The 16,681-nt window shown below is 58.7% G+C and carries 14 protein-coding genes and 1 pseudogene; 3 read left to right on the top strand and 12 right to left on the bottom strand.

What is annotated here, in order from left to right; translation table 11 throughout:
• From R5H23_RS05345 to rimP, 10 genes and pseudogenes are all read right to left on the bottom strand, one after another.
• Complete coding sequence (locus R5H23_RS05345) at window positions 1–1,419, bottom strand: nitronate monooxygenase family protein (protein ID WP_086634013.1); 1,419 nt, start codon at window positions 1,417–1,419, stop codon at window positions 1–3.
• A gap of 64 nt (window positions 1,420–1,483) precedes the next feature.
• Window positions 1,484–3,634: a polyribonucleotide nucleotidyltransferase gene (gene pnp, locus R5H23_RS05340; RefSeq protein ID WP_064273757.1), complete on the bottom strand. Its 2,151-nt coding sequence runs from the start codon at window positions 3,632–3,634 to the stop codon at window positions 1,484–1,486.
• A 193-nt stretch (window positions 3,635–3,827) separates the two neighbouring features.
• Window positions 3,828–4,097 (bottom strand): 30S ribosomal protein S15, encoded by a 270-nt coding sequence (rpsO, locus tag R5H23_RS05335; RefSeq protein WP_007283842.1) that lies wholly within the window; start codon window positions 4,095–4,097, stop codon window positions 3,828–3,830.
• Window positions 4,057–5,058 (bottom strand): tRNA pseudouridine(55) synthase TruB, encoded by a 1,002-nt coding sequence (gene truB / locus R5H23_RS05330; RefSeq protein ID WP_211495922.1) that lies wholly within the window; start codon window positions 5,056–5,058, stop codon window positions 4,057–4,059. Before truB ends, rpsO begins: the two co-directional genes overlap by 41 nt.
• Before the next feature lie 100 nt (window positions 5,059–5,158).
• A complete protein-coding gene (gene rbfA / locus R5H23_RS05325; protein WP_046900027.1) occupies window positions 5,159–5,578 on the bottom strand; it encodes a 30S ribosome-binding factor RbfA in 420 nt (139 codons plus the stop codon).
• Window positions 5,575–7,452, bottom strand: coding sequence for a translation initiation factor IF-2 (gene infB / locus R5H23_RS05320; RefSeq protein ID WP_369826521.1), 1,878 nt, complete (start codon window positions 7,450–7,452; stop codon window positions 5,575–5,577). The genes rbfA and infB overlap by 4 nt, the downstream gene beginning before the upstream one ends.
• 92 nt (window positions 7,453–7,544) lie before the next feature.
• Window positions 7,545–8,361: pseudogene (locus tag R5H23_RS17110) on the bottom strand (translation initiation factor IF-2 associated domain-containing protein); the annotation flags it as partial.
• Window positions 8,358–9,062, bottom strand: a complete 705-nt coding sequence (locus R5H23_RS05315) for an RNA-binding protein (RefSeq protein ID WP_373321863.1) — start codon at window positions 9,060–9,062, stop codon at window positions 8,358–8,360. The pseudogene R5H23_RS17110 and the gene R5H23_RS05315, both read right to left, overlap by 4 nt.
• Window positions 9,010–10,557 carry a transcription termination factor NusA gene (nusA, locus tag R5H23_RS05310; protein ID WP_046900030.1) on the bottom strand — a complete coding sequence of 516 codons (1,548 nt, stop codon included), beginning with the start codon at window positions 10,555–10,557 and terminating at the stop codon, window positions 9,010–9,012. Before nusA ends, R5H23_RS05315 begins: the two co-directional genes overlap by 53 nt.
• A 31-nt stretch (window positions 10,558–10,588) precedes the next feature.
• The gene (gene rimP, locus R5H23_RS05305) at window positions 10,589–11,206 is read right to left on the bottom strand and encodes a ribosome maturation factor RimP (RefSeq protein ID WP_046900031.1); all 618 of its coding nucleotides are present in this window, start codon (window positions 11,204–11,206) and stop codon (window positions 10,589–10,591) included.
• A gap of 203 nt (window positions 11,207–11,409) precedes the next feature.
• On the opposite strand from rimP, the gene R5H23_RS05300 reads away from it, so the two are divergent.
• Genes R5H23_RS05300 through R5H23_RS05290 form a run of 3 tightly spaced genes read left to right on the top strand, consistent with a single transcriptional unit; the run spans window position 11,410 to window position 14,228 of the window.
• Window positions 11,410–12,009 (top strand): hypothetical protein, encoded by a 600-nt coding sequence (locus R5H23_RS05300; RefSeq protein ID WP_046900032.1) that lies wholly within the window; start codon window positions 11,410–11,412, stop codon window positions 12,007–12,009.
• A 32-nt stretch (window positions 12,010–12,041) separates the two neighbouring features.
• Window positions 12,042–13,292, top strand: coding sequence for an AAA family ATPase (locus R5H23_RS05295; RefSeq protein ID WP_317215074.1), 1,251 nt, complete (start codon window positions 12,042–12,044; stop codon window positions 13,290–13,292).
• A 3-nt stretch (window positions 13,293–13,295) separates the two neighbouring features.
• Window positions 13,296–14,228 carry a hypothetical protein gene (locus tag R5H23_RS05290; RefSeq protein WP_317214733.1) on the top strand — a complete coding sequence of 311 codons (933 nt, stop codon included), beginning with the start codon at window positions 13,296–13,298 and terminating at the stop codon, window positions 14,226–14,228.
• A 75-nt stretch (window positions 14,229–14,303) separates the two neighbouring features.
• Here the strand turns inward: R5H23_RS05290 and R5H23_RS05285 are convergent, their stop codons facing one another.
• Together R5H23_RS05285 and R5H23_RS05280 are read right to left on the bottom strand one after the other, a co-directional pair.
• Window positions 14,304–15,881, bottom strand: coding sequence for an ABC transporter substrate-binding protein/permease (locus R5H23_RS05285; RefSeq protein WP_317214732.1), 1,578 nt, complete (start codon window positions 15,879–15,881; stop codon window positions 14,304–14,306).
• Window positions 15,881–16,672 (bottom strand): amino acid ABC transporter ATP-binding protein, encoded by a 792-nt coding sequence (locus tag R5H23_RS05280; RefSeq protein ID WP_244974517.1) that lies wholly within the window; start codon window positions 16,670–16,672, stop codon window positions 15,881–15,883. The genes R5H23_RS05285 and R5H23_RS05280 overlap by 1 nt, the downstream gene beginning before the upstream one ends.
• Between the last annotated feature and the right edge of the window lie 9 nt (window positions 16,673–16,681).

Below are 16,681 nucleotides of genomic sequence, written 5' to 3'. Positions count from 1 at the left end.
TTATCGTCCTGTCAGAATACGCTCCACGAGCTGACCAACTGTAGGAACAAATCCATTCGCATAGAAAGGATCAGTTCCGAAGCGCCAGGCATTCGTGCCACCAAACATCAGGTTGTGGTCAACCACATCATCCGCATGCTCGTCATTCGGAGCATGCGCAATCGTCTGAAGCGTCTTCTGGATGCAGAAAGACCGCGGATCAGCCTTTTGACCGTTGGTGTAGGGCTCACGCTGCATCCAGTTGGAGAACTTGCACGCCGACAGGCAGCCCATGCAGTTCGTCTGGTCAGCCAGGATTTCACGGGCACTGTCAGGGGTAACAAAAACCAGCGTGTCATCAGGCGTGCGCAACGCCTCGGTGAAGCCCGCTGCCTCCCAACCTGCAATATGCTGACGGTCGGTTGAGGACACAAACACTTCGCGCTTGCGTGCACCGACGCCGTAAGACGCATCCAGCTCTGCCGTGGCTTCGGGGCTGTACGCAACCTGACGCTCCGAGCGGCCTCGCAGGTCATGCATGAAGCTGTTGTTGACAGCAGAGGAATAGAAGCCGGTCGGAGAGAAGCGGTTCAGATAAACATCCCCCTTCTTCAGCGTCAGAAGACGGCGCTTCCAAGCCTCCGGAATTGGGCTTTCCTTCGTGAGCAGAGGGCGCGTTCCGAACTGGAAGGCAATTGGCCCCAGATCCGGGTTACCAATCCAGTCCTGCCAGTCTTCCAGAGCCCAGACGCCACCGGCCATGATGATAGGTGTTTCATCCAGACCATACTGACGCATGACCCGACGAAGCTCCAGCACACGTGGGAACGGATCTTCCGGGTGCAACGGATTTTCCGTGTTGGAGAGACCATTATGGCCGCCCGCGCGCCACGGATCTTCATACACCACACCACCCAGCAGTTCCGGAGCCTTGCTGTACGCACGGCGCCAGAGCGCATTGAATGCACGCCCTGAAGACACGATCGGGTAATAGGGAATGCCGTACTTGATCGCGATATCAGACAGGCGATACGGCATGCCTGCACCACAGGTCAGGCCATTGATAACGCCCGGAGCGCCCTCAAGGATACCCTCGATGATTTCTTCGGCGCCGCCCATTTCCCAAAGGATATTGGCATGGAGGCGTCCTTTGCCACCTGAGATCTCACGGGCAATCTTCGCTTGGGCAATACCGCCATCAATGGCGTAGCGGATCAGTTCGCGCTGCCGTTCACGGCGGGTCCGTCCGTGGTAAATCTGGGGAACAGGACGCCCCTGCTCGTCGTAGCTGTCAGCGTTGACGGCGGAAATGGTTCCAATTCCGCCGGCAGCGGCCCAATGACCTGCCGAAGTACCGGTGGAGACAGAAACACCTTTGCCCCCCTCGACGAGAGGCAGAACATCCTGACCACCAAAACGAAGGGTGTCGATCAACTTCATGGGGACTCGATGTCTCCGATACTCACACAAAAAAGGCGGGGCCTTGCGAGCCCCGCCCGAGGACTCACTCGGCGTCGCGACGGGGCGGACGGCCGGCCTTGGCCCCCACACTCTCCGTGATATCGGCACCAGTTTCCTGATCGACAACCCGCATGGACAGCTTCACCTTGCCGCGGTCATCAAAACCGATGACCTTGACCTTCACGGCGTCGCCCTGCTGGACAACGTCGGACGTCTTGGCAACGCGACCCTGCGTCAGCTCGGAGATGTGCACCAGGCCATCACGCGGCCCAAGGAAGTTCACGAACGCACCGAAGTCGGCCGTCTTCACAACCTTACCGTCGTAGATGCGGCCGATTTCCGGCTCAGCCACGATGCCTTCAATGCGGGCGATAGCCTTCTGGGCCTGCTCGTCATTGGAAGCAGCGATCGTGATCGTGCCGTCATCCCCGATGTCCACCTTGGCACCGGAATACTCGACGATCTCGCGAATGACCTTGCCACCGGAACCGATCACGTCGCGGATCTTTTCCTTCGGCACGGACATCGTCGTGATCTTCGGCGCATTGCCGGAGACATCCGTACGGCCTTCCGTCAGAGCCTTGGCCATTTCGCCGAGGATGTGGATACGACCGCCACGAGCCTGCTCCAGGGCAATCTCCATGATTTCCGGCGTGATGGACGTGATCTTGATGTCCATCTGAAGGGCCGTAATGCCCTGTTCCGTACCGGCAACCTTGAAGTCCATGTCTCCCAGATGATCTTCATCACCCAGAATGTCGGACAGCACTGCAAAGCCACGATCTTCCTTGATCAGGCCCATTGCGATGCCAGCAACCGGGCGCGGCAGCGGAACACCGGCATCCATCAGCGCCAGGGACGTACCGCAGACGGTTGCCATGGATGATGAGCCGTTGCTCTCCGTGATCTCGGAGACGACACGCATCGTGTATGGGAACTGCTCCTTGGACGGCAGCAGCGGATGCAGCGCACGCCATGCCAGCTTGCCGTGACCAATCTCACGACGGCCCGGAGAACCCATACGACCACACTCGCCTACCGAATACGGAGGGAAGTTGTAGTGCAGCAGGAAGTTCGAGCGGTACTCGCCTTCAAGCGCGTCAATGATCTGCTCGTCCTGGCCCGTGCCAAGCGTTGCAACGACCAGAGCCTGCGTTTCACCACGGGTGAACAGGGCAGAACCATGGGCGCGCGGCAGGATGCCGACTTCTGCAAGGATCGGGCGAACCGTCTTCAGGTCGCGGCCGTCGATGCGGATACCGGTCTTGAGAATGGTGCCGCGAACAACCTGAGCTTCCAGCTCCTTGAGCATCGGCTTGGCCAGCTCAACGTCGAGACCTTCTTCAGCAAGAATCTCGTTGATGCGGTCCTTGGCTTCAGCAACCTTCTTGTAGCGTGCCTGCTTGACGCGCTCCTTGTAGGCATCGGCCATCAGCTTGTTGCCGACCTTTTCGACGCGCTTGCGAAGAGCAATCTCTTCCTTCGTCAGCGTCGGCAGATCCCACGGAGCCTTGGCTGCGTGTTCGGCCAGAGCGATGATGGCTTCAATCACAGGCTGGAAGGACGTGTGACCCAGGGTCACGGCTTCCAGCATGGTTTCTTCCGAAAGCTCGCTAGCTTCGGACTCAACCATCAGCACGCCTTCAGACGTACCGGCCACAACGAGATCCAGCGTGCTGTCCTTAACTTCGGACAGCGTCGGGTTCACGACGAGCTTGCCATCGATGCGACCAATGCGAGCAGCAGCAACCGGACCGAAGAACGGAATACCAGATAGCGTCAGGGCAGCAGAGCAACCGATCAGGGAAACGATCGCAGGATCGTTTTCCATGTCATGGCTCAGAACCGTAGCTGTAACCTGAACTTCATTGCGGAAGTTGTCCGGGAACAGTGGACGGAGCGGACGGTCAATCAGACGTGCATTCAGCACCTCTGCTTCAGACGGACGACCTTCGCGCTTGAAGAACCCACCTGGGATCTTGCCAGCGGCGTAAGCCTTTTCCTGGTAGTTGACTGTCAGCGGGAAGAAGTCCTGTCCCGGCTTGACGCTCTTGGCACCAACAGCCGTACACAGAACGACCGTGTCACCATAGGTGATCATGACAGCGCCGTCAGCCTGACGGGCAATCTTGCCGGTCTCAAGAATAAGCGGGCGTCCGGCCCACTCGATTTCCTTACGGAAATAATCGAACATATCGTTCTCCTAGATTAGGAACGAGCCATCATCTGGACATCCGGCAGGTGACGGAGCAGCGTTTCGGACGGCATGGCGGTGGTGGCGGGAAGCCCCCGGCACGACACCATGTGGCCTGAAACGCCGGTCGCGCACCCCACCCCCGGAAAGACCGATGGCAGGGGTGTCCGGGGGCAAGCCCCCGGACGACGTATCAGCGACGCAGGCCGAGACGCTCGATCACGCTCTGGTAACGAGCCTGATCCTTGCGCTTCAGATAGTCCAGCATGCTACGACGCTGACCGACCATCATCAGAAGACCACGACGGGAGTGGAAGTCCTTCTTGTGGGTCTTCAGGTGCTCGGTCAGGTTAACAATGCGCTCGGTCAGGATCGCAACCTGAACTTCCGGCGAGCCCGTGTCGGTCTCGTTCTGGCGGTATTCAGCGATCAGAGCCGTGCGGCGTTCTGCAGTAATCGACATCGTGTTCTCCAAAAAACTCGTGGTTTTCCAGCATCCGCGCTGCCCTGAGCCGTCCATCGCGGATCTGACACAGGCCAATCACGTGCTCTCCGATCATCGCACGCCACAGATGGTCTCCCTCCTGTGACACGGCCGGCAGAGAATATGTGAGATCCGAGGGGTCAAGAGACTGGCCCCAGATCAATATTCTTCCCTCCGCTTCGGTAACGGCCAGCGCCGGGATGTCGACCAGCGCGGTCGCTACATCCAGCAGAGGAGCCGGAAGAGCATCGGCGTTGTCCACAGTTTGAGTCGATTTGTCCAGTGCTATCTCGTCAATCGTCATGGCATGGGACAGATCAAACGGCCCGCATTTCGTTCGACGCAGGACGGAAATATGCCCCACAGTTCCGCAGGCAAGAGCGATGTCTCGCGCCAGAGACCGCATATAAACGCCCTTGCCAGACTGTACTTCAAAAACCGCAGTATCTGGATCCGGGCGCTCTACCAGTGTTATCGAATCTATCCGGGCCGGGCGTGGCGGAAGCTCCGGCGGACGGCCCGCACGCGCAAGATCGTAAGCCCGTTTTCCACCAACTCTCAATGCAGAGAACACGGGGGGAATCTGCATTACATCGCCCGTCAAAGCAGGGAGACAGGCGCGTAGATCGTCATCTGTTGGACGATGAACCGACGTCGCAAGAACTTCTCCCTCGCGATCATCGGTTGTGCGGCTTTCCCCCAGAGAAAGGGTAAAGCGGTAACGCTTTGTCGCATCCATAATATAGGGGATCGTTCGCGTGGCCTTGCCAAATGCGATCGGCAGGACGCCGGAGGCCAAGGGGTCGAGCGTGCCGCCATGGCCCGCTTTTTTCGCGTCAAATTCCCAACGCAGTTTATTGACCATGTCCGTAGACGTTGGGCCAAGCGGCTTGTCGAGAATCAGCCATCCGTCAATCTCGCGTCCGCGTTTTCTTGCCACTGGTCCAGCATCCCTCACTCATGATCGGGCGCTGATAGACCAGTCTGACCTGTAAATGCAAAAACACCCCTGACCCAAAGGCCAGAGGTGTTATGCACAATCAGTCTTCCAGATCTCGGCTAACTTCCGGTGAACGAAAGAGCTGATCCAGTTCCATCGCATTATCCAGCGCCGTATCTGGCTGGAAATGAATTTCCGGAACACTTCGCAGTCGAAGCACCTTGGCCAACCCGGAACGAAGGAAGGGAGAAACCCGCTTTAAAGCGGGAAGGACTTCTTCCACATCGCTTCTGCCCAGTCGGGTCACGAACACTGTCGCGTGACCAAAGTCCGGGGAAACCCGCACTTCCGTAACCGTAATGCGAACATCCAGCAGGTCAGGATCACGAAACTCCGTGCGGGCAAAGATGTCCGCCAGTGTCCGGCGAACCTCTTCTGCCACCCGAAGCTGGCGAGTGCTCGGCCCTTGGGCAACAACGCCTGCCGGGCCTTTCAGGTCATTTCTGGAACGTGAGCTCAAGCCGGGATCACTTCCATCTCGTAGCACTCAACGACATCGCCTTCGCGCAGATCATTGTAACCTGCGAAGGAAAGACCGCACTCATACCCACGAGCCACTTCCTTGACGTCGTCCTTGAAGCGCTTGAGCTGGCTGAGTTCACCCTGATGGATGACCACGTTCTCACGCAGCAGACGCACGCCACAGCCACGCTTGACGAGGCCTTCGGTGACGTAGCAACCAGCGACCTTGCCAGTCTTCGTGATGTTGAAGACCTGACGGATCTCCGCATAGCCCAGGAACTTCTCGCGATGCTTGGGCGCAACCTTGCCCTTCACGAGCTGCTCTACGTCGTCCGCCACCTGGTAGATGATGGAGTAGTAGCGGATATCCACACCTTCACGCTGCGCCAGTTCACGAGCCTGCGTCGTCGCACGAACGTTGAACGCCACGATGATGGCATCAGAAGCCTTGGCGAACTGGATATCGCTTTCCGTGATCTGACCGACGCTGGCGTTCAGGACGCGAATTGCAACTTCTTCATGAGCCAGCTTCTGGACGGTCGTGGAGATTGCTTCTGCAGAACCCTGAACGTCCGCCTTGATAAGAAGGGCAACTTCCTTCTGATCACCGGCCTGAATACGAGCCAGCATCTGGTCGAGTGTGCCACGGGCAGCAACCTGCGTCGCAGCCTGCTTTTCCTTGATGGTACGCTGACGGAATTCGCTGATCTCACGAGCGCGGACGTCGTTTTCAACAACAACGAACGGCTCACCCGCACCCGGAACACCCGCGATGCCGAGAATCTCGACAGGCATGGATGGTCCAGCATCCTTGAGCTGACGGCCACGATCATCGAGAACCGCACGAACACGTCCCCACTCCGCACCAGCGACAACGATATCGCCGCGACGCAGTGTGCCCTTCTGAACCAGAACGGAAGCTACTGGGCCACGTCCGCGATCAAGGCGGCTTTCGATCACCGTACCTTCGGCCATACGATCCGGGTTGGCTCTCAGATCAAGCATTTCAGCCTGAAGCAGAATAGCTTCTTCTAGCTTGTCCAGACCCGTACGCTTCAGTGCCGAAACTTCGACATCCTGCGTATCACCGCCCATATCTTCGACCACGATTTCATGGCTCAGAAGTTCCTGACGGACACGGGTTGGGTTGGCGCCTGGCTTGTCCATCTTGTTGATGGCGACAATGATTGGGGCGTTCGAAGCCTTGGCGTGCTTAATGGCTTCGATCGTCTGCGGCATGACACCGTCATCAGCCGCAACCACCAGAACGACCACGTCCGTCACGGATGCACCACGAGCACGCATGGACGTAAACGCCTCATGGCCCGGTGTATCGATGAAGGTGATCTTCTTCCCGGAAGGTGCCGTGACCTGATACGCACCGATATGCTGCGTGATACCGCCGGCTTCTGCGCCAGCCACATCAGCAGAGCGCAGTGCATCGAGAAGAGACGTCTTACCGTGATCGACATGACCCATAACAGTCACGACCGGAGCACGCGGCGCCAGATCTTCTGGGCGATCTTCGACACCCTTGATGCCGATTTCCACATCGCTTTCAGCAACGCGCTTCACACGATGGCCGAACTCTTCGACGATCAGCTCAGCAGTATCGCCGTCGATGCTCTGGGTTGCCGTCGCCATGACGCCCATTTTCATGAGCGACTTGATGACATCACCCTGGCGGGACGCCATACGGTTGGCCAGCTCGGCTACCGTGATGGTTTCCGGAACAATTACGTCACGCACAACACGCACCTGATCAGAACGAAGGCGTTCAAGCTCAGCCTGGCGACGCTCACGATCGCGCTGACGGCGAACTGAAGCCAGCGAACGGGTTTTGCCGTCATCGCCTTCAATCGCTGCACGCACATCGATGCGACCGCTACGACGGTCATTGCCGCCCGGGCTCTTACGTGGGGAAGGTTGCGTGGAACGACGCTGGGCCGGACCGCTGGGAGCACCACCGCCACTGCGACGAGCAGGAGCACGGCGCTCTTCTTCGCCACCAGCGGCTGCGGCCGGAGAACGCAGATGAAGCGTCTCACCACCACGTGGCTGTGCCGGCGCGGCAGGTGCAGGACGCGCAGTCTGAACCGGACGCTCCGGCATGATTGCACGCTCTGCGAGAGGACGCAGGCGCTGCACAGGGGCGGCAAGCTGCACGCCACCCGTTGAATGTGTACGCGGATCAAGCGGAGCAGCACGCTGGGCTTCTTCAGCTTCGCGCTCAGCCTGACGCACAGCGCGCTGGGCTTCTTCTTCTGCGAAGATGCGTGCGTCTTCCGCCGTTTTGATCGCCTGGCGATCACGCTCGATGCGCGCTGCTTCTTCAGCTTCTCTTGCTTCTGCAGCAAGACGCTGTTCTTCCTCAGCACGACGGGCCGCTTCTGCAGCCGACATGATCTGGATCTTTTCGGCTTCGCGGCGTTCAGCCTCTTCAACCGCAGCTTTACGCTGTGCTTCCAGAACGCGCTGACGCGTTGCAAGCTCCGCAGCCGTCAGGGCGCGACCGCCAGCACCAGCACCACGACCACCACGTGCGCCGCCAGCAGCCGAGCCACCCGGACCGGACGCTGCGCGCTTGGGCTTGCGAACTTCAACCTGCACGACCTTTGAACGGCCGTGGCTGAAGCTTTGACGCACGGAGCCAGCGTCGACTGTACGACCGACCTCCTGACGTCCTGCTGGGCGTAGGGACAGGCGGCCAGTCTTGTTCTGTTCGCCGCCCTGTGATGGGGTCTGTGTTCCGTCCTGGTTGCGCTCGTTGCCGTCGCTCATAGTTCCGCCTGTTCCTTACTGACCCCTTTGGGGTCTGGGAGTGGACGTCCTGCCACTCCCGAAAATCTCTCATGTTCGGCGATCAGGCGCTGTGCCAGCGCACCCGGCGCCATCACCGCATAGACCGCCCGGTCCCGGCCGAACGCCGAAGCCAGGACGCGATCGGGAACTGTCACCGCCGGCAGAGATCGCCGGCCCGACACCAGTCTGGAGAACTCGTCCAGGCTTGCACCTTCGGAACGGATCACCACCCCTGCCCTACCGGAAATGAGCCACTCCCGGCATTTCTGAAACCCGCAGACAACCTGCCCCGCTCTTCGGGCCAGACTGACAGCGTCCAACATCCTCTGCCCCAGTGCAGCCTCGACGAGATCCGCCAGACAGTCCGGTACAGACACCTGGGCCTTTGCAGCACGTGCAAAAGCCTGTCGGGTGCGGGGGCTATCTAACACATCCCGGCTGGCACTCAACCACATTCCCCGACCAGGCAGCTTTGCAGCCAGATCTGGTACAACCCGATTATCCGGGCTGACCACGAAACGGATCATGCTTTCAGGCGGCCTCTGCTCTCGGGTCACGAGGCAGCGGCGCTCTGAACCGCGGCGCCCTAAAGCACCGCGAATGGGACCATTATCAGTATCAGAAATATCAGACGTCGGTCGACTCCCCGTCCTTCTTTTCGGCTTCAGCCGATTCGTCACCTTCAAACCAGTGGGCACGGGCTGCCATGATGACTTCATTCGCGGCATCTTCATCCATGGCGTCTGCGCCAAGAATGTCCACGAGTTCATCACCTGCCAGATCCGCCAGATCGTCGAGCGTTTTCACACCCTTCTCACCAAGCGTCACCAGCATCTGGTTCGTGAAGACTCCGAGATCGACAACATCGTCCGTCACGCCAAGCTCTTTGCGCTTGTCGTCCAGCTCGTGTTCCTTGCCAGCCAGATACTCGTTTGCACGCAGCATCAGCTCTTCGGCAACACTCTCATCGAAGCCTTCGATGTCATGCAGTTCGCCCGGCTCCGTATAAGCCAGTTCTTCGATGGAGTGGAAGCCCTCTGTAACCAGAAGGCTGGCAATCACATCGTCCACATCCAGCGAGTCAACGAAGAGGCCAGTCCGCTTGCGGAACTCTTCCTGACGACGCTCCGATTCCTCGGCCTCCGTCAGAATATCGATGTCCCAGCGGGTCAGCTGGCTGGCCAGACGCACATTCTGTCCGCGGCGACCGATCGCGAGCGAAAGCTGCTCATCCGGCACCACGACTTCAACACGCCCTGCTTCTTCATCCATCACCACCTTGGTGACTTCAGCAGGGGCCAGCGCATTCACAACGAATGTTGCAGCCTGCGGGCTCCAGGGAATGATGTCGATCTTTTCGCCCTGCAACTCAGCCACAACGGCCTGAACGCGCGAGCCGCGCATACCAACGCAGGCACCGACCGGATCAATTGCAGCATCACGGGAAATGACAGCCATCTTGGCACGGGACCCCGGATCACGGGCAACAGCCTTGATCTCGATGATGCCGTCATAAATTTCTGGCACTTCCTGGGCGAACAGCTTGGCGAGAAATGCCGGATGCGTCCGTGACAGGAAGATCTGCGGGCCGCGCGGCTCGTCACGTACATCATAGATATACGCGCGAATGCGGTCCGAATTTCGGAAAGACTCGCGGGGGATCAGCTCGTCACGACGCAGAAGGCCTTCGGCATTGCCGATTTCAACCATCATGTTGCCGTACTCGGTACGCTTGACGGTACCGTTGACGATCTCGCCTACGCGATCCTTGAATTCATTGAACTGGCGCTTGCGTTCATATTCACGCACGCGCTGCACAATAACCTGCTTGGCCGTCTGCGCTGCAATACGACCAAAGTCGATCGGCGGCAGTGGATCAACGAGATGTTCGCCAATCTGAATTTCCGGCTGGAATTTACGAGCAATGTGAATGGGGATCTGCGTGTCCTCATTCTCCACCTGCTCGACAGCTTCCGTCCAGCGGCTGAGACGAACTTCGCCCGTCTTGCGGTCGATGGTCGCGCGAATGTCCTTCTCGTGACCATACTTGGCGCGGCCAGCCTTCTGAATGGCCTGCTCCATCGCTTCCAGCACTTCTTCGCGGTCGATGTTCTTCTCGCGCGAGACTGCGTCTGCGACCAGCAGCAGTTCAGGGCGGATAACAGATGTGTCCATCAGATCGGACCTCCAGCCAGCATGAGACGGGTCATTGTTTCTTCTTCCCCGGCTTCTTCGGATTCAGTTTCGGAACGCGAGGCGTCTCGCCGTCACTCTCCGCTTCAGGTGTGATACCCGAAAGGGCAGCACTTGCCTCAATCAGGGCATCCGTCAGGATCAGACGGGCCTTGCGAACTTCCGCCAATGGCAGCTCCGCTTCAGTCCCGTCGTCCAGACGAATCACGCCCTTGCCATCCCGCGTGCCCATCACCGTTCCAGAGAAACGACGACGGCCATTGAGCGGAACATCAAGCTCAGCCTTGGCCAGATGTCCGGCGAATCGCTCCCAGTCCTTTGCACGGGTCAAAGGGCGGTCGATTCCAGCTGATGATACTTCGAGCATCCATGCGCCTGGAATCGGGTCATCCACGTCAAGGATGGCACCGACGGCGTGACTGATCTGCTCGCAGTCCTCCACGGAGATCAGGGAGCCGTTTGCACGGTCCGCCATGATCTGAATGGTCGGGGTGTCGCGCCCGAGAACGGAAAGACGGACGAGTTCGTAGCCCAGGTCCGCCAGCGTCGGCACGATCCGCTCCGCAATGCGGGCTTCAAGGCCCGTCAGATGAGGCAGTTCGAGACCGGAAGATGTGTTCTGTTGAGACAAGACAAAAAAGGCGGCCCGTCAGGGCCACCCCCCGAAAAGAAGCGGAAGATGAATGGAATGACCTCTATCTAGGCCCTCCACCCTCGCAATGCAAGTAGAACGACAGGGATACAGCCCCATAAGCATATCGAAAGATTTGTTTACATTTATCAGTGCGGAGAATGCTTGCCTTGAACGGGTAGTCAGGGTGAGATGAGGCCCTGATGACAGCCGAACCCGAGCCTAAACCGCATCTCCTTCCGCAGCAGGATGCTCCCCGGAGCCGACCTCTCTGGGCGGGAGGTAGTCTTCTGGCCGTGGTCACCATTGGGGCCGGGGCATTTTTCTACACTCATGCCACAACGCCCAAGGCGGCAGTTCCCGCTCCTTCGCCAGACAATGCTGCCGTTGGCACAGCACCAGCGCTTCAGGCGGCGGTTCAGCTTTCCATGCTCTCCGCACAGAATGCCCCTAAAGCGCTTGCTGCCACCAGCTTCAATGCCCAACAGCGAAGCCAGATTTTAGCGGCTGTGCAGCGTGGCGATATGCGCCTTGTGGAAATGCCAGTTCTGGATGCGGCAGGCGTGACAGGACAGACCGTTGATGTCACAGTATCTGGATTGACCCAGCGCGTTGTTTTGACAGGAAAATTCCAGCGGCTCATTCTGCCGATTGCCGAAGCCGCACAGGTTACGATTGATCCTGTCACAATGCCGCACGCACCCGCTCTTACCATTGGTGCCATGACCGCCCTCGGCCCCGAAGCCCTGCCAAGCCTGACTGCGCTGAGTCAGCGTATCGTGCTTGGTGTGATTGTTCAGTAAAGGCCACCCCGGTGTTCAAGTCCCTCGTTCCCATGCTCAACCGGGCCATGCCAGTTATGATGGCGGCCTTCCTGATTCTGGCGGTCATTCAGGTGGCCGTCATGCTACACCTGTCTCTGGATGGTTTTTGGAGAGCTCTGAACTGGGCACGCCCTGCCTATCTCCCCCTTGCGGGGATCGGCGCCCTCCTGACCGTCATGGGTCTGGGATACGAAACTTCTGCAGAAAAACTGGCGCGTCGTGGACTGCGCCGGAGGAAAGGTCTGATCATGGATGTTCTCAGCCGGCTGACCAATCGTGGTGCGCTTGAAGAACTCATGGCCCGCGAACAGCGCGAAACCGTCATTGATGCGGAGGAGCTTGCCGCATCTCTTCGGGCCCGCGTCATCGGGCAGGACCGTGTCTGCGAAGACATTGCCCAGCAGCTCCGCCGCCGCCTCGCTCTTCAGGTTCGTGGCAAGCCCGTCGGCATTTTTCTGCTGGCAGGGCCTCCAGGAACTGGCAAAACCTATCTGGCCAAGCAGATCGCTCGCCAGATGGAGCGCCCTCTGCTCCATTTCGATATGACGCAGATGTCCAGCCCCCATGCAGCCACACAGCTCTTCGGCTCCCCGAAGGGCTATGTCGGCTCAGATACTTTCGGCAAGCTGACCGGCGGCCTCAAGGATCAGCCAGATGCCGTCGTGCTGCTGGATGAGATCGAAAAGGCCCATCCGGACGTGTTCAAGAAGTTCCTCACTGCATGGAACGATGGTCACGTTACGGAAGCGTCTACAGGCGAACAGGTCTCCACCACCCGCGCCATCTTCATGCTGACGTCCAACATCGCAACGGACGCACTGACAGAGATTGCGGACCGTTTGGAGAATGAGCCCGACAAGATGCGCGCCGAGTCGGTGGAAGCGCTCAAGCGGGCAGGCTTCGCTCCTGAGGTTCTGAACCGCCTCGACAGGATCTTCGTATTCCGCGCTCTCCGCGGTCTGGATCTGGCCCGTGTGGCCGCTCTGGAAATTGAAGCCATGATCGAAAGCTATGGCCTGCACGTTGAAATGGGCGGTATTGATCCGGCCCTGCTCTTTCAGGTCATGGTCAAGCAGAAGAACCTGGGCACCGGCGCCAGCGCTCGTGATCTGGTGCGGTCCATTGAAGATATGGTGAGCGAAAGCCTGATTATCGCCCGTCAGCAGGGCGCCAAGACGGTTCGCCTGACGGCAGGAGATGAGGGCGTTGTCGCGGAAATTTCCAAGGATACCGAAGCGCAACTCGGCCGCCTGAGCCACTGATCCATGACAGCATTTGGACGACTCTGGCGCCGTGCGCCTCTCTGGCGCACAAGCCTTATCATGATGGTCGGCGGGATCGGGATGGCCTCGTTTTTCCCGACCCCGGCTTTGAAGAAAGCCATGCCCTGGCTTCCGGGACATGCTTCTGGTGCAAGCCCATCGCCTGCAGCGGGCGCTGGCCCTCAAAACGCCGCCAGCGGCAATGCCCCAAACGGTGGCGTGGATCAGGTCGGTGTTCCCGATCCAGGCATCACCCTCCGGCACAGCCTGAAGATTGCCGGGCGTACGGTTCCGCTCCCGACCGGAGACTGGCACACCATCCTGACAGCGCGTAGCGGCCCTCACGGAGAAATTTCCCAGCAGGTTCTGGCGCGTACGGATAGTGGCGTTGTCTCGGCCGTGATTGTTGTCCGCGCCAGCCAGCAGACTCTTCCACAGGAAGTGACGGATGGGCTGGAAACGCCGTGCCATGATGATCGCAACTATGCATCACGTATCAGCGGAAAGCCGGGCGCATCGGAAGAGTGCACCTATATGGGGAACGCAGTTCTGGCGAACAATACAGTCAGCCCGGACCCATTCATCACAGCTGCCTTCAACCGCATGGCAACACTCGGCTTTCCAATTCCGCCCCTCATGATCAATGTTGGGTGGTATCACGCAGCCCTTCAGGGCACGCAGGGCGTTCAGGTCGAGACTGTTGAGACGCTTATTGCCCCGATTGAGCATGGGTCCCGCCAACTCCTGGCGCCCATTAACATTTGGGGCAAGGGCACAGTTCATTCCAATCCGGACTCCTCGCGCTTCATCACGGATCTGGATCGGTGGATGCTGAAATGGGCGGACGTTCTGCGGCAAGGGTTTGACGGAACGCTTGACCCGAATAACCTCACACCATCCATCACGAGTGATCCGTCAGCGCCCAAAGCGTCCTGACAAAAAAAGGCTGCCTCCCAACAGAGAGGCAGCCTTTTTTAATTCATTGAACGAGGCGTCTTTCATGCCTCCCAGTCAGTGGTGACCGATATTGCCGCCCATACCGCGGCCCATGCGCCGTTCTGCCATACGGGCCAATCTCACGAACGGTAGCCCAAGCAGAAGATAAGCCGCACCGACCATCAGCCCCGTTCCGAAATAATCGTAATAGGTGGACGATAGACGGACATAGGTCTGACTGAGTTCCGTCAAGGTGATGACGGACACCAGCGAACTGTCTTTGAGCAACGAAATAAAGTCATTGGTCATGACCGGCACAACCGTGCGGAAGGCCTGCGGGACCACGACCAGACGAAGCGCCTGCCAGTGCGTCATGTTCAGGGCGATAGCGGCTTCCATCTGGCCGCGGGGGACAGACAACAAACCCGCACGGTAATTCTCGGCTTCATAGGCCGCGTAATTGAGCCCCAGTGACAACACGCCTGCCATGAAGGGAGACAGCCGGATGCCAAAGGCTGGCAGGCCATAGAAAATGAAAAGAACCTGAATCAGCAGCGGTGTACCGCGAACGATTTCCACATATAGCCCTGCCACAAGCCGAGGGACCGTCCCACCATAATGCCGCGCCAACGCAAGAAGCAGGCCCAGAGCGACCGCAATCACCATAGCGAGCGCTGAAACAGCCAACGTCATCAAGGCAGCCTGGCCGATCAGAGGCAGGAACCCGACATACCGGTGAATTAGAACTTTCCAGTTCCCACCGGTCGTGCTGGCCATGGCCGCCCGATACCGGTCCCATTCCACCGGGGCAATATCCGGATGGGTATGGTCCCCCGTGTAGTTCTCCATCAACGGAGTCCACAGGTTCCAGCGTGCCAGAATCTGGTGAAGCGTCCCGTCCTTGATAAGGTCTCCGAGGGCGGCGTCCACCTGATCACGCAACGCGCGGCTACCAGGCGCAAACGCGATGCCATATTCCATGCTGCCGATCGGTTCGCCCACCAGCTTCATGTCATCGGAAATGCTGCCGTAATACAGGGCGATGGGCGCATCCAGCAGGATCGCATCCAGTCTTCCGTTGCGCAGATCTGAAAAGGCATTTGTCTCTTCTTCATAAGACCGGATCGTAGAGCCACCCTGCCGACGCAGCATTCGCTCGGCTGTAGTGTCCTTGATCGTGCCGATCTTATGCCCCTTGAGAGCCTCCAGCGTGTCGAGACCAGTTTCTTCCTTGCGAAGAATGATCCGCTCGCTTGTCACATAGTAAGGACGGGAGAACAGGACCGCTGCCTTGTGCTCCGGCGTCATTTCAATGCCGTCTGCAACCATGCTGTAAAGGTCACGCGACAGGCCAGGAATCAGGCCATCCCAGTCATTCTGAATGAAACGCGCCTTGCGGTGCATTTTCTCAGCGATGGCATTGACCAGATCGTATTCGAAGCCGGTCATCCGGGATTCATGCTCGGGATCATGGAACACGTAAGGCACATTGGCCTCACCATCCGAGGCCCAGGGCAGATCAGTGTTATCCCGAGCCCCCGGCACGACCAGAGCGTCTGGCGCGGATGCGACAGTCTCTTCAGCTGCTACGGCATGAACGGAGGGTGCCAGCATGAAAGCCAGCGCCAGTAGACACGCAAAAAACTTGTTCATCACAGGAGCGTCCGCAGGAAGCGCCGTGTGCGCCCCTCTTTCGGGTTGGCGAACATCAGGTCCGGGTCACCGCTTTCAACGATTTCACCAGCCTCCACGTACAGTACGCGATCCGAGGCGGCACGGGCAAAGCGCATGTCATGCGTTACGACAAGCTGCGTCATCCCATCATCATCCAGATCCCGCATCACCGACAGAACTTCTTCTGAAAGTTCCGGGTCGAGTGCGGATGTCGGCTCGTCGTACAACATGACAGATGGCTTCATGGCGAGCGCACGAGCAATTGCCGCGCGCTGCTTCTGGCCGCCCGAAAGACTGTCCGGGTAGCGGTCTTTAACACCGGCAAGCCCCACTTTTTCTAAAAGCGTACAGGCAGTCGCCTGCGCCTCATCCCGTGAGACACCCTTCACGCGCATCGGCGCCATCATGACGTTATCAATGACGGTTCTATGAGGGAAAAGATTGAAGGCCTGAAAGACCATGCCGACATGCGCCCGCAAACGATGGGCCTGTGCCTCATTGGCACGCGTCCAGCTTTTGCCGGTGCAGGCGAGTGTCACATCTTCAATACGGACAGTTCCGGCGTCAGGATGCTCCAGAAAATTGAGGCACCGCAGGAACGTGGACTTGCCACACCCTGACGGTCCGATAATCGAGATCAGCTCGCCACGTTCAACATCAAGTGACAGACCACGAAGAATTTCGTTGCCATCAAAAGACTTGGCGATCCCGCTCGCCTGTAACACCAGATCAGTCAGTTCCAGACATCCCTTAACAAGACGTGTGATCATTATACCGTT

It is taken from the genome of Gluconobacter sp. GP1 (genome assembly GCF_032913585.1).
Classification (GTDB): Bacteria; Pseudomonadota; Alphaproteobacteria; order Acetobacterales; family Acetobacteraceae; genus Gluconobacter; species Gluconobacter cerinus.
Note: the sequence above shows the minus strand (reverse complement) of the source record. Positions and strands in the feature narration are given on the sequence as shown.